This window comes from Kitasatospora sp. NPDC096128 (assembly GCF_040303105.1).
Lineage (GTDB): Bacteria > Actinomycetota > Actinomycetes > Streptomycetales > Streptomycetaceae > Kitasatospora.
Window position 1 is genome coordinate 50,504 of the sequence record NZ_JBEOSP010000020.1, and the last position, 11,438, is coordinate 61,941.

The window sequence follows — 11,438 nt, forward strand, 5'->3', positions numbered from 1 at the left end:
GGGCGGGTGCGGGTCGGTGCGGGGTGGGGGGTGTGGTGGCGCAGGTGGCTGAGGTGATGGCGGGTGAGCTGGATCCGACGTGGCTTGGCCGGGTCTTGGAGGTGACGGAGGAGGGGCCGGACGGGCCGCTGGTGCACGGGATGCGGCTGGTGTCGTACCGGCGGGTGACGGGCCGGGATGTGGTGGTGCTGGTGGGTGAGAACACCAGTGTGGTGGTGGGGTCGGGGGTGGTGTTGGTGTTCTTCGTGGAGGCCGCGGTGCCGGGGCGGTTCACGGGTGCGGTGGCGGAGGGTGGGGGGTGGTCGGGCGGGCCGGCTGTGGGGGGCGGGTACGCGGCGGCTGCGGGGCCGGGTGGGTGGCCGGTGGCGGGGGGTCAGGAGGCGGCGGTCGTGCCGGTTGCCCCGGTGGTGCCTCCGGGTGTTCCCGGCGCGCCGGCGGTGCCGTGGATGCGGCCGCGGCCGGGGCCGTGAGGCGGTCCCGGCCGCCGATGGCGACGGGCCCGTACCCCGTGTGGGGGTGCGGGCCCGTGGCTGTGTGGGGGCCCGCCCGGTGCCGGGTGTCGGGCGGCGGCCTTGTGGTCGGGCGCAGCGTGGCTGTGGGGGGGTGGCCGTTGCGGCGGGGCGGGGCCGGTGGCCTGTCGAGGGGCGGGTGGCGGGAGCGTGTGGGGCGGCGGTGTGCGGGTCCTTCCCGGTCCGGGGCCGGGGCGCAGCGGGCGGGGCCGGCGGCTTGTCGGGGGCGGGTTGGCCCGGGGCCGGGACGACGGGTTGCCTGTTCGGGGGGCTTCGGTACGGTCGCACCGCTGGAGGCGGTGGTCTGGTCCCGTGAGTACGGTGCTGGCTGGCCTCGCCCGGATCGAGAGTTGTCAGGGAGTGTCCTTCGTGCGTGTGTCCCCGTCTGCTGAGCTTGGCCCGGCGGTGCGCCGGGAGTTGTTGTCCTGGTTGGAGAGGTACCGGCAGCTCGCCCTGGGCGATTCGTCGTGGGCGTATCCGGGTTTCGCGGACCTGGTGGCCGAGCATGGCGTCTTCTACTCCCCCGCGCCTTGGACCGGGGAGGTGCGGCAGGAGCCGGGGCGGTGTTTCAAAGCGGCCAGTGCTCACGCGGAGCGCAGTGCTCTGGTGTATGCCGAGGGGTACGCTCTGGCGCGTTCGGCTGTCCCGTTCGTCGTGTTCGAGCACGCGTGGTGTGTCGGTGGTGATGGTCGTGCTGTTGACCCGGCGTTGCCCGACGGCATGGTGCAGGGGTATCTCGGTGTGCCCCTGAACGGCGCTTTCCGTCGGGAGCAGCAGCGGCTGCGGGGAACGGACGCGGTGTTCGTGTCGGATCCGCGGAATCTGTTCGGGGGTGTGAACGAGGTCGTTCTTCGTGCCGGTCTGCCCGAGGGGGCGGTGGCTTCGCCGCGGTGACGGTGCTGGCTCCCCGGGTGCGGGGGTGGTGGTGGGAAGTGCGTGTGGGCCCGCCCCCGGGGTGTTCCGGGGGCGGGCCCTTGGCATGTGTGGTGGTGGTGCGGGCCGGGGGGGTCGGGGGGCTTGCCGGCGCGGCCTGGCGCGGGCGCCGCATCGGGGCGCGGCAGGGGCGGCCGGGCCTGCCGGGATGGGGCTGGGGGTGGGTGCGGCCGCGGGTGGCGCTGTGGGTGTGGGGATGCTGGCGGGGCCGCAGGTGGAGTGGATGTGGCCGGGCGGCCGGGGGTGCCGGCCGATTGGCGTCGAGGGGGGCAGGGGTGAGGAGGGCCGGGGCTGGCCGAGAGCCGTCCGGCGGTGGCCGGGTCGACCAGGTCGAACAGCTGCCGCCGGTCTTCACGTCGGCGGTCTCGGTGGGGACGTGTTCTCGCCGTCGTCGAGGTCTGCGGCGGGGGTGGGGATGTGGCGGGTGCGGTCGAAGGCGTCCAGGGCAGCGGTGACGTCGGCGCTGGCGAAGTGGCGGGGGCCAGGGGCGTCTAGTTCGGCCCTGAGGCGTTCGTACCAGTCGGGTGCGGGGGTGTCGGGCATCGGTGTCCTGAGGGTTGCAGGCGGTCCGGGCGGGACCGGTGTGGATGGCAGGGACGGGGTTCGTGTCCTGGGGTCGGCGGCGTTGCAGGGCCGCCGATGGGTGGCTGGCTCGGGGCGCTAGTCGAAGTGGTGTGGCCTCAGGTCGCGGGCGTGGACGGTGTAGTGCTTCTCGCCGTGGGGAAGCGTCTGGTCGAGGCGGCAGATTGCGGCGGGTAGGCGGACGGTGACGAGGGTGTCGCCGTAGTCCGTGCCGTTGGGGTCGTCAGGCCGGTTGGAGAACCAGATCAGTCCCGATGCGTGATGGGAGACCATGCGTCGGGACGCGAGGATGGCGGCGGCGGCTTCGCTGTCGGTGCGGTGGTACAGGACCAGGTCCATGCTGCTCTCTTGCCGTGTCGGCGGTGGCGGGCGGCCCCGCGTCGCCAGATGACGGGTGCCGGGTGACGGCGCCGGGGGCTTGGCCGGTGCTGGGGGTCAGCGGGCCGGTTCGGCCGCGGTGCTGGGGTCGGCGAGGGTGCCGGGCTGGGGGCCGTCGGTGCGGCAGTGCTCGCACCAGATCCGGCCGACGGTCGGGGACCAGCCGCAGGTGCAGTCGGGGTCGCGGGGCGGGGTCGTCGTGCCCGGTGCGGGGGTGTCCTGGGGCGGGGAGGTCTGACTGTGGGTCACTGGGCACTGCCTTCGGTGGTGGTGTGGGGTCGGGTCGGGCCGGTCGTGCCGGTCGTGCCGGTCGTGCCGGGGGCGTGTGACGGGGCGGGGCCGCGGGCGGCGGCCCGGTCCTCGCGCTCGAAGCGGATGGCCTCCAGTTCGGCGCGGTGGCGCTGGATGAGGAGTTGGGCGGCGTATGCGTCGGCGCGGGCGGGTTCGGGGTCGTTACCCAGGCGGCGAGCCCGCTCTGCCCGGCGTTCGGCGCGCAGGACGGTGTCGCGGGCCTCCTCCAGGGCGGTGCGCAGGCTGGCCTCGCGGTGGTCGAGGCCGGTGTCGTCGGCGGGCGTCGGGGTGGCGGTCACCGGCGGGCACCGGCGGCGATCTTGTCGGCGGCCGAGCGCAGCGTGGCGACGGCCCAGTCGACGCCTTCGCGGTACTCGGGGCCGCGGTCCGGGGCGCAGCCGGCTTCCAGGGCGTCGGCGGCCAGGCGGTAGGCGTCGGCGTTCATCCCGTCGAGATGCTTCTTGACGGTCTCGGGCCGGTAGCCGTGGAGGAGCTCTTCGAGGCTCTCGCGGGCGGTGGGCTCACTCATGCCCAGGTCTCCGGCGTGGTGTCAGGCGCCCCCGGGGGGCGACGGGTATGGCCGAAGCGGCCGGGCTGGGCGGGTGCGGGCAGGTCCGGTGATGGGCAGGCTAACGGTCACCCCGGCACCCCGGAAGCGGAATCTGCCCGACCCCGGTGGACAACCGGGGACAGTGGCGGCGATACCCCCCAGCACCGAGATAGCGGCCAGTGCCGACAGCAACGGCGGCAACGACGACGGGAAAGCTGCCAGGGCGGAGGGTGAGGGCGATGGCTTGGGGGCGGTGGTGGCCACGGCTCTCTCCTCGATTAGTCAGCGGCGGGTGGGGTGGGGTGCGAGGAGGGTGGCTGTGAGACCGGCGCCGAGGAGGGCGCCGGCCAGGACCAGCCAGGGGATGACCGTCACGCGTTGTCTCGGACGAGCACGTAGCCGGTGCGGCGGGGTTGGCCGGTGTTGGTGGTCGAGCTGTCGTGGAGCTGGGTGGCTTCCAGCGCGCGACGCCGGTAGCCGGTGCCGTCGCGGCGGACAGTCTCCACGTCGACTTTGCCGAAGCCGTACAGCCCCGAGGTGCTGATCGGCTCTGCGACGATTCGGATGGTGGGGCCGCCGAGCGGGTTGAGGGAGCGGAGGATCTGGCCGGGGCGGGCAGGACCCGGGGTGGCCGGAGCGACGGTAACGACATGCGCACGCCGGTCAACAGCAGCCCGGGAAGCGGGCGGCGGGCGCAGCCACCGAGACGGCAACCGAGACGGCAGAGCGGGTTCGTGGCCGTGTTGGGCCACCCGGGACCCGGGCGGCGGGCGGCGGCGGTCCTGTGAACGGACACAGCGTGGCAGCGGGGGTGACCGGTCGCGGCGGCCGGGGCCCCGGGCAGGCAGCCGGGGGCTGTGGGGCTGCCAGGTGGCATTGGTGGGTTGGACGGGGGCCGCCCCGCACCCGGGGGGGGTGGGGTGCGGGGCGGCCCGGGGAGGAGGGATCCTCGACCCGCAGCGCGGGACACGGGGAGGACACGCCCCCTCCCGGGGAAGCCCGCAACGGCCGGTTGCTCAACGACCGTTGCGGGCGGTACCGGGAGGAACGAGCCGGACCATAACGGCGTGACACGGCCAGTCAACCCCGGACCAGAACAGCCAGGGCATTGGACGCTGAGCCCGGGGCGGGGTCGGGCGGCCGGGTGGGCGGTGGCGACTGCGGCCGGGCCCTGTGTGTGGGCCCTCGCGGCCGTCGGCCCTGGGGCCGCGGCTGCGAGCACGGTCCGGGGCGCGGGGCCCAGGGTCTGGTGCCGGGGCGGAAGCAGTCAGCCCGATGGCGTGGTCAGGTGCGTTGCCGGGCACGGCCTGGGACGCGGCCCGTGGCCGTGTGTGGGTCCCGTCCGGAGCCCGGTGGCGGGAGGCGACAGGGATGGCCAGTCGCGGCAGGCCGGGACACAGCCGGCAGCCGGGGTAGCGCGGGCCCGGTCATCATCGGCCCGGACGGACTGTGGGCCCGTCCCTCGTTGGTGGAGGGCGGGCCCACAGGGGTCGGTCAACCGGCGTGACGGCCGGGGGGATTGTCAGGCGGGGGTGCCGATGTCGGCACCGTCGTGGACGAGCTGGTGGGTGATGATCGCGCGGTCCACCTCGGTCAGGGCGGGGGCGTGGTGCTCGGCGATCATGGCGTCGATCGCGGGTATCAGTTCCCTGACGGTCGGGATGAACCGGTCCAGGCCGCGGTTGTCGACGAACTCCCCGTCGACGACCAGGTGGGCGAACACGTTGTGCAGGGGCCGGTTGTAGCCCCATTCCAGGTGGGCGGCCGCAGACAGTGGCATGACGTGGCGCGACATGGGAACTCCCTTGGACGGGTTGCAGGTGGTTGGTGACGGGCGGGGCCGTGTCGGGTCCGCGGGCGGACACTCGCGGACAACGGCGGGGCTCGGGCCGGGAAAGGGATCACCGGCCGGAGGATGGCCGGGGACCTGGGTGGGTGGGCCGCCCCGCACACTCCCGGGGGGGCCGCCGGGGGTGTGCGGGGCGACCGGGCCGGGGCTGCCCCCTTGCCCGCCGATGCGGGGGCGGGCAAGGGGGCGTGGCCGTGCGCGGGCGTGGGGGCGACGCCGTTATCTGGGGTGAGGATGGTGGTTTCGCAGATCAGCCCCATGACCGCCTTGTAGGTACATGAGGCACTCCGGTCCACAGTCGCGGTACCACCGGCATACGAACTCGCTACGCTCCGGCTCGTGCCCACTCTCACTCCCTCGCAGGCGGCCGTCCTCCAAGCTCGGCTCGTCGATACAGCAGTCCTCCCTCGCCAGCGTCGAGCCGTCCCCCACGTGGCCGCAATGACCGCCACCGGACCGGACGCCGGCAACAGCAATACGACGGAGCACGTCCTCGCCCTGATCCGCCAGGAGCGCAACGGCGAGCCCCTGCGCGGCGCCATCGAGGTCGCCTGCAAGGCGCTGCTGCACAACGCCCTGCCCAGCGGCGAGGTCGTCGCGGTGGGCGACCGGCAGGGCGACGCCCTCGCCGTCCTGGCCCAGCGCGTCCTGCGGCTCCATCTGGCCGGCGAGGGCACCGCCGCCTGGATACTGCTGCGGCAGTACGACGTCCCGCGGCACGCCGCGATCCTCGCCCTGCTCACCAGCTGGCTCAACCTCCAACTCGCCGGGGTGGACCCGATGAGCCTGTAGCGCGGCCGGGTCAACACAGCGGCCGACACCAACGATCCGGTACGAGCGAGCGCACTGGTCAGGATCAGGTGGCAGGAAACGAGTAGTCGTCAAGATCGGCTGTCAGAGGTCAGCTCGCGCGGAAGCGTTTCGGTCGAAACTCATCGCACGGACGTTCCAAACGTTTCGACCGAAACGTTTGACCTCGGCCTGTGCGGCGTGTGCCTCATGAGCCCCCAGATATCAGTTAGCCAAAAGGGTCCACGGGCGCTGTTCCTCATGTGGCTAACGGCTCCGGGCCGCCCAAGATAACGGGGTGGTCAGTGCGGTGCGATGTCCTGGGTGTGGAGGTCGAGGGCGGCTGCGCGGATCGCGGTGAGGGTGGAGCCGAAGATGGCGTGGGCCTGCGCGCGGGCGGTGTTGGCCTGGTTCCGGATGGCGTCGGCCTGGGCTGGGTGGCGAGAGCGGCTGCTTCCTTGGCGTCGGCGAGCTTGCACACTGCATCGGCGATCTTGTCGCTGGCGCTGGTCATGTCGGCGGCCCAGAGCAGGTAGGGCTGTGTGTCCTGGACACCGTCGCCGGTCAGCGCGGGCCTGCGGGCCTGCGTGGAGTTGAGCGCGGTCTGTGCTGCCGATACCGCGTGCAGGGCGTGGTGGTAGCGGGCGTGGGCGTCGGTGGTCATGGTGTTTGGTCCTTGTTCTGGGGCGGGTTGGGGCGGCCCGTCGTCAGGGCGGGCCGCCGGGGGGTGTGGGGTGTCGGTCAGAGGGCTTGGTGGGTGGTCAGGGCTCGGTTGTTGATCAGGCGGGCGCGGGTGAAGGGGTGCCGGATGGCCAGGGCGAGCGGGAGCGGCGGGGTGATGCCGGGCAGTGCGGTGGCGGTGCTGTAGGGGCCGAGGGCGTAGTAGTGGGGCTCCTGGGGGTTGGTTTGGCGGGCGATGGCGATGACGTCGCCGGTGACGAGGTGGCGCAGGTGCTGGGGCCAGGCGTTGCGGTTCAGGTCGGTGGTGAGGCGGCGGCCGATGGTGTGGGCGCGGGTGATGGCTTCGTACAGGTCGGTGGCTTCGAGGGTGAAGGTGAGGGGCTGGGTGAGGGTGCGGGGGTCGGCGGCGTGGACGAGGGTGTGGCCGGGGCGGTAGCCGAAATGGTGGTCGGGCCAGCCGTGGGGGCCGGTGGCGATGTTCAGCAGCGGGGTCATGGTGTAGCGGGTGAGGGTGGTGGTGAGGGCGTGGGTGGGCATGGCGGGTTCTCCCGTGGGCGGGGTGGGGAGACCTGGGCAGGCCCGGGGCCGGGGGCTGCGGGTGCGGTGGCCGGGCGGCCCGTGGTGGCGTGGGCCGCGGGTGGGTGTCCACCGGGGCGGCGCTGCGTGGCCGGGCCCGGGGCTGGGGCGTGCCGGGGTCTCGTGACGGGGTGGAAGGTAGCCACGGGATACGGCCGGTCAAGGCGGGGATGTTCTTGGGTTCCGTGCAGGCGGTGGTGGTGTGGGGTTCGGGGGTTGTCCTGCGGCCGGGCCGGGGGCAGGGGTCGGCCGTGGTGGCTTCGGCCCGGGTGCTTGTCCTGACAGCCGGTGGGCACGGGCGGCGGCCGGCATGGCGGGCAAGGTGGGCGCAGCGTGGGACCGTGGGTGCGCCGTGGGGCCTGGCCCGGGACGGGGCTTGGTGTCCGGACCACGCGCGGGCGAACGTGCGGGGCCGGGTCCTGGTGGCCGGGCGGGGCGGGGTCTCGAAGGGGTGCGTGTCGGTGCCGGACTCCAGCGCCCCCCGGACGGCGAGAGTTGGCGCCCCCGGGACGTTCGAAGGCGAGCCGCTTGCCGGGCTGGTGTACGGGCATGGCCCGCAGGGACGGGGGCGGGACAGTCATCCCGCTGGCTGTTCGGGGGCGGCGGCCGGGCGGAGCCGTCCGACTGGGCCCGGGGGGTGGCCGTCCGCGGCAGGTGCGGGTGTCGGGACGGGCGGTCGGTGCGGCGAGGGGTGTGGGGTGTGGGGGCGTTCGCCCCGGGGCAGCGGGCGCGGGAGGGGGCACAGGTCAGGGCCCGCCCCTGCCGGTCGGCGGGGTGCGGGCCCTGGGGGGTGTGGAGCGGGTCAGAACGGGGGTTCGTCCGTGGTGGTTGTGGGGTGGCGCTCGGGGCGGCTGGCGCTGACGCTCAGGAAGCCGAGGTAGCGGGGGCAGGTGCAGGGGGTCGGTGCGGGAGGGAAGGTCTTGTCGGGTTCGGGGCAGCCGTGGTCGTAGAGGTCCTCGTCGTCGTAGAGGTGGAGGGTGTGGGTGGGGCAGTCGTGTTCGGGCAGTCGTTCGATGCTCAGGCCGTGGACAGTGGGGAGGGGTCTGGCGGTCCATGGTCCGAACGCGCGGATGCGCTCGCCGCGTCCTGTGGTGGACGGGTGGGGGCGCAGCCAGGCCCGCAGCCGGGCGGGAAGCGGGCGTGGTGCGCGTTGCAGGGGCGGGAACTCGCTGTCGAGGTCGTCCATGCGCCAGTGGAGGGTCAGATCGAGGACGGCGGCCGGTTGCGGGGCGCGTCGCCATGGATCGGGTTCGGGGTCGGGGGTGTGGGGGCGGTGCAGGGTGAGGGAGGCGAAAGCGGTGGGGCTGGTGGTGAGGGTGAGGGTCCAGCCGAGGATGCGTTGGGTGTGGATGCGGACCGGGTCCACGGGTCGTCTCCGTTTCGGGGCGGGAGTGGATGGTCGATAGGTCGGTGAGGCTCGCGACCAGGAGGGAAGCCGGGGTGGAAGGCAGCCGTGGTGGACCACCGGTCAAGAAGGGTGTCGTGTTGTGGGTGGGGGTGCGGTGCGCGCAGGTGGCCGGGGGTCCTGGGGCCGGGCCCCAGGGGTGGCGGCGGCTGTCGGCAAGGGCCGGCACCCGCCGGACCCGTCGGCACGCAGCCCGGGGGTGCGGTATCGGGAACCGGGCCGCCGGGGGCGGCACGACGGCGCAGCCGTCTGGTGGGCGAGGGCTATCGGCCCGCCGCGTGACGAGCCGATGAAGGAGACAGCCCCGGGAGGTCGGGGCGCAGGGCGTTGTTGTCGCCTGTCAGCTCTGCGGAGCCTCACCGACGGCATCCGCCGCTGCGGCGCGTTGTTCGGCCAGCCGCGGGGACTCCAGTACGGCCCGGTTGACCTGCCGCATCGCGTTCGCGGCCGTGGTCAGTTCTCGCAAGGCCGGATGCTCCACCTGGGCACACACCGCCCGGTGGGCCTGCTCGACGGTCGACTTCGCCTCGTGGATGACGGCCAGGATCGCCAGCGCCGAGGATCCCGGCAGCGGCTGGGAGAGCTCCCTGCGCAGGACGCCGGCGCCCGCCTGCTCCAGCAGGTCGTCGACGATCGCGAGGCGGCGGCGCAGCGAGGCGGTGTGCGGGATCGTTTGGTGGCGGTCGGGAATCAGTGTGATGCGGTCCAGGTCGTCGAAGAACCCGAGGGACGACGCGAGCCCCATGATCTCCTTCTCGATGGTGTCCACCGCTGTCAGGAAGCACGCGGCGACGTTCTCGAAATCGATGGTGTCGGTACTGGTCACGGTTTGTCCTCCGAGAGGCTTGGGAGTGATCGGGAAGGCGAACCCAGCACAGGCCCGGCCGGGACGCGGCCACCGCCGACCGGCGGGTGCCGGGGAGGAAGCTAGCCAGTTCGATGGCGTGGTCAAGTGGCCTGCCGGACACTGTGCTGCCCGGGACACGGACCCGTGGGCGTGGTGTGCGGGGCCGCCCGGGACGTGGGGGGCGGTCCTGTGAACGGACACAGCGTGACAGCGGGGGTGACCGGTCGCGGCGGTCCGGGCCCCGGGCAGGTAGGGGCAGTTGCCGGTGGAGTGTTCGCGGCGGGGGTCGATGGGGGCGGCGAGGCGGTCGTTCCACTGACCGTTCGAGGAATCCGTCGGGATGGGTCCAGGCAGGCCCTCCAAGACCCCGCCCCGCCCCGGCCCGTGTCTTGGCCCGGCCCGACGCCGGGACCGGGCGGGGCGGGGGCCGCCCCACGCCCCTGGGGGGTGGGGTACGTGGGGCGGCCGGGCCGGGCCCTGCCTCAACCTCCCGCAGCGGGATGGTGGGGAGGCGCCGGGGCCCCGGCGGGGAAGCCCGGTACCGGCCGGAACACCAGGGCGGGGTGCTCAACAGTCGGCATCGGGCGGGACCGGAGGGCGGAACACGACGGACGGTATCGACGGGAACGGGCCAGTCAAGACGAGAGGAGGGTCAACAGGGCGGTCGGTGGGCGCCAGCCGCCCGGGTGGCCAGGGCGGTGTCCGGCAGTACGGGGCGTGCTGTGGATCCTGGTCAGCTGCGGTGCTGCATGAGGATCTGGTTGATCTGGCGCATCGTGTCCAGCACCTCGTCCACCGCGTCCAGGCTCTCGTCGGGCGAGCGGCGGCACACAGCCTGGTAGGCCTCGTCGAGGATGGTCTTGACACTGTCGAGGCCGCAGCGGACCTGCGAGGCTGGGACGCCCGGGAGCTGGCGGTAGCGGTCCATCATGTCCAGCCCGGCGGTGGCCTGTTCCATCAGGTCAGCGACGATGACCAGGTGACGGCGCAGCAGTGTCGTCCACGGGGTCCTCTGGTGGGGGATGAGCCGGAGCGTGATGCGGTCCAGGCTGTCTCTGGGGCCGAGGTAGGACGCGAGGAGGGTGATCTCCTCCTCGATGGTGGTCAGTGTCGGCGCGAGGCGCCTGGCGGTGGTCTCCAGGTCGGTGGACTCGGTACCGGTCATGACGGGGTCTTCTCCTGAGTAGGCGGTAGAAGTGGGATAGAGGCCTGCGAAGCAGCGGCCGGGACGCAGCGGCTGCGGGCACCTTCGTCCGGGCGCACGGGCGAGCGATACCGGACGGGCGACGCGCGGCCGGTCCGGGCCTGTCGGCGGCCGGCCGGTGGGGGCCTCCATCACCCGGGCGGGACAGGCAGCAGCCGCGCTGTGCGGCCGCACAGCGCGGCTGCGCCCGCCAGGAGTTCAGTGGGCCGGTGCGGTGACGTGGGTGGCGTCCAGGGTGGCGTGCGGGACGGTGTCGGCCACACCCGGGTAGGTCCACCGGTCGGCGTCGGGCGGGAAGGGCCAGCGCAGGGCGCTCAGCTCGGCGCGGGTCTTGGGAGCCAGGTGGAACAGGTGGGAGAGGGTCAGCCCGGCGAACAAGTCGCACCAGGCGCCGGGTGCGACGGGCGTGCGGCGCTCGCAGGAGCAGCAGCCCTGCTCCTGCGGGTCGCACCCGGCGTCGTGCAGGGTGCGGTACCGCCGGGGGCAGGGGTTGGCCAGGGTGACCAGACGCCAGTCCTGGACGGTGGCGTCCAGGGCGCCCGGCTTTCCCGTGCCGGGGACCTCCCAGACGCACAGGGTGCGGTTCTTCAGAGCGGGGTCGTCGACGGCGGCGTCCAGAGCGTCGAGGACGAGGCCGAAGTTCAGGCTCTCGGTGATGATGGCGCGAGTGACGGTGGTGAGGCGGAAACCGGTGCGAATACCGGACGCGGGGACGGGGGCGTTCATGGCGGGCTCCTGCAAGGGGCGGTCGGCGGTGCCGGGCGGCCTGCGGGGCCCGGCTGCGCCGCGCGGGACGCAACCGGGGGCTGTGGGGCTGCCAGGTGGCATTGGTGGGTTGGACGGG

16 protein-coding genes are annotated in these 11,438 nt (G+C 73.7%); 3 read left to right on the forward strand and 13 right to left on the reverse strand.

The features are described 5' to 3' along the window. Positions 1 to 44 precede the first annotated feature (44 nt). On the forward strand, positions 45 to 470 hold the full coding sequence (locus ABTY61_RS22710) for a hypothetical protein (protein ID WP_350506858.1): 426 nt from the start codon (positions 45 to 47) through the stop codon (positions 468 to 470). 351 nt (positions 471 to 821) lie between these two features. Then, a complete protein-coding gene (locus ABTY61_RS22715; RefSeq protein WP_350506859.1) occupies positions 822 to 1,403 on the forward strand; it encodes a hypothetical protein in 582 nt (193 codons plus the stop codon). A gap of 390 nt (positions 1,404 to 1,793) precedes the next feature. On the opposite strand, the gene ABTY61_RS22720 is transcribed toward ABTY61_RS22715, so the two are convergent. The 7 genes from ABTY61_RS22720 to ABTY61_RS22750 form a co-directional block, all read right to left on the reverse strand. Further along, positions 1,794 to 1,985, reverse strand: coding sequence for a hypothetical protein (locus ABTY61_RS22720; RefSeq protein ID WP_350506860.1), 192 nt, complete (start codon positions 1,983 to 1,985; stop codon positions 1,794 to 1,796). A 117-nt stretch (positions 1,986 to 2,102) separates the two neighbouring features. After that, positions 2,103 to 2,363 (reverse strand): hypothetical protein, encoded by a 261-nt coding sequence (locus ABTY61_RS22725; RefSeq protein ID WP_350506861.1) that lies wholly within the window; start codon positions 2,361 to 2,363, stop codon positions 2,103 to 2,105. A 96-nt stretch (positions 2,364 to 2,459) separates the two neighbouring features. Beyond that, positions 2,460 to 2,651, reverse strand: coding sequence for a hypothetical protein (locus tag ABTY61_RS22730; RefSeq protein ID WP_350506862.1), 192 nt, complete (start codon positions 2,649 to 2,651; stop codon positions 2,460 to 2,462). Further along, entirely contained in the window at positions 2,648 to 2,992 is a 345-nt protein-coding gene (locus ABTY61_RS22735) for a hypothetical protein (RefSeq protein WP_350506863.1), read from the reverse strand. The genes ABTY61_RS22730 and ABTY61_RS22735 overlap by 4 nt, the downstream gene beginning before the upstream one ends. Further along, complete coding sequence (locus ABTY61_RS22740; RefSeq protein WP_350506864.1) at positions 2,989 to 3,222, reverse strand: hypothetical protein; 234 nt, start codon at positions 3,220 to 3,222, stop codon at positions 2,989 to 2,991. Before ABTY61_RS22740 ends, ABTY61_RS22735 begins: the two co-directional genes overlap by 4 nt. Positions 3,223 to 3,614: 392 nt before the next feature. Next, complete coding sequence (locus ABTY61_RS22745) at positions 3,615 to 3,749, reverse strand: hypothetical protein (protein WP_350506865.1); 135 nt, start codon at positions 3,747 to 3,749, stop codon at positions 3,615 to 3,617. 1,016 nt (positions 3,750 to 4,765) lie between these two features. Further along, entirely contained in the window at positions 4,766 to 5,038 is a 273-nt protein-coding gene (locus ABTY61_RS22750; RefSeq protein ID WP_350506866.1) for a hypothetical protein, read from the reverse strand. A 495-nt stretch (positions 5,039 to 5,533) separates the two neighbouring features. Here ABTY61_RS22750 and ABTY61_RS22755 point away from each other — a divergent pair, with 495 nt between their 5' ends. Then, positions 5,534 to 5,884, forward strand: a complete 351-nt coding sequence (locus ABTY61_RS22755) for a hypothetical protein (protein WP_350506867.1) — start codon at positions 5,534 to 5,536, stop codon at positions 5,882 to 5,884. 256 nt (positions 5,885 to 6,140) lie between these two features. On the opposite strand, the gene ABTY61_RS22760 is transcribed toward ABTY61_RS22755, so the two are convergent. The 6 genes from ABTY61_RS22760 to ABTY61_RS22785 all read right to left on the reverse strand — a co-directional run bounded on the left by ABTY61_RS22760 (position 6,141) and on the right by ABTY61_RS22785 (position 11,320). Further along, positions 6,141 to 6,545, reverse strand: a complete 405-nt coding sequence (locus ABTY61_RS22760) for a hypothetical protein (protein WP_350506868.1) — start codon at positions 6,543 to 6,545, stop codon at positions 6,141 to 6,143. 77 nt (positions 6,546 to 6,622) lie between these two features. After that, positions 6,623 to 7,099 (reverse strand): hypothetical protein, encoded by a 477-nt coding sequence (locus ABTY61_RS22765; RefSeq protein ID WP_350506869.1) that lies wholly within the window; start codon positions 7,097 to 7,099, stop codon positions 6,623 to 6,625. Positions 7,100 to 7,940: 841 nt separating this feature from the next. Next, positions 7,941 to 8,504 carry a hypothetical protein gene (locus ABTY61_RS22770; protein WP_350506870.1) on the reverse strand — a complete coding sequence of 188 codons (564 nt, stop codon included), beginning with the start codon at positions 8,502 to 8,504 and terminating at the stop codon, positions 7,941 to 7,943. Positions 8,505 to 8,883: 379 nt separating this feature from the next. After that, positions 8,884 to 9,369: a hypothetical protein gene (locus ABTY61_RS22775; RefSeq protein WP_350506871.1), complete on the reverse strand. Its 486-nt coding sequence runs from the start codon at positions 9,367 to 9,369 to the stop codon at positions 8,884 to 8,886. Between the two features lie 754 nt (positions 9,370 to 10,123). After that, a complete protein-coding gene (locus tag ABTY61_RS22780) occupies positions 10,124 to 10,555 on the reverse strand; it encodes a hypothetical protein (RefSeq protein ID WP_350506872.1) in 432 nt (143 codons plus the stop codon). Between the two features lie 237 nt (positions 10,556 to 10,792). After that, positions 10,793 to 11,320 (reverse strand): hypothetical protein, encoded by a 528-nt coding sequence (locus tag ABTY61_RS22785; RefSeq protein ID WP_350506873.1) that lies wholly within the window; start codon positions 11,318 to 11,320, stop codon positions 10,793 to 10,795. Positions 11,321 to 11,438: the final 118 nt, after the last annotated feature.

What these genes read in the sequence shown, in the direction of transcription:
- ABTY61_RS22765 (WP_350506869.1), bottom strand. Translation starts at nt 7,099, where the DNA reads ATGCCCACCCACGCCCTCACCACCACCCTCACCCGCTACACCATGACC.
- ABTY61_RS22755 (WP_350506867.1), top strand. Translation starts at nt 5,534, where the DNA reads ATGACCGCCACCGGACCGGACGCCGGCAACAGCAATACGACGGAGCAC.
- ABTY61_RS22785 (WP_350506873.1), bottom strand. Translation starts at nt 11,320, where the DNA reads ATGAACGCCCCCGTCCCCGCGTCCGGTATTCGCACCGGTTTCCGCCTC.
- ABTY61_RS22740 (WP_350506864.1), bottom strand. Translation starts at nt 3,222, where the DNA reads ATGAGTGAGCCCACCGCCCGCGAGAGCCTCGAAGAGCTCCTCCACGGC.
- ABTY61_RS22725 (WP_350506861.1), bottom strand. Translation starts at nt 2,363, where the DNA reads ATGGACCTGGTCCTGTACCACCGCACCGACAGCGAAGCCGCCGCCGCC.
- ABTY61_RS22750 (WP_350506866.1), bottom strand. Translation starts at nt 5,038, where the DNA reads ATGTCGCGCCACGTCATGCCACTGTCTGCGGCCGCCCACCTGGAATGG.
- ABTY61_RS22780 (WP_350506872.1), bottom strand. Translation starts at nt 10,555, where the DNA reads ATGACCGGTACCGAGTCCACCGACCTGGAGACCACCGCCAGGCGCCTC.
- ABTY61_RS22720 (WP_350506860.1), bottom strand. Translation starts at nt 1,985, where the DNA reads ATGCCCGACACCCCCGCACCCGACTGGTACGAACGCCTCAGGGCCGAA.
- ABTY61_RS22760 (WP_350506868.1), bottom strand. Translation starts at nt 6,545, where the DNA reads ATGACCACCGACGCCCACGCCCGCTACCACCACGCCCTGCACGCGGTA.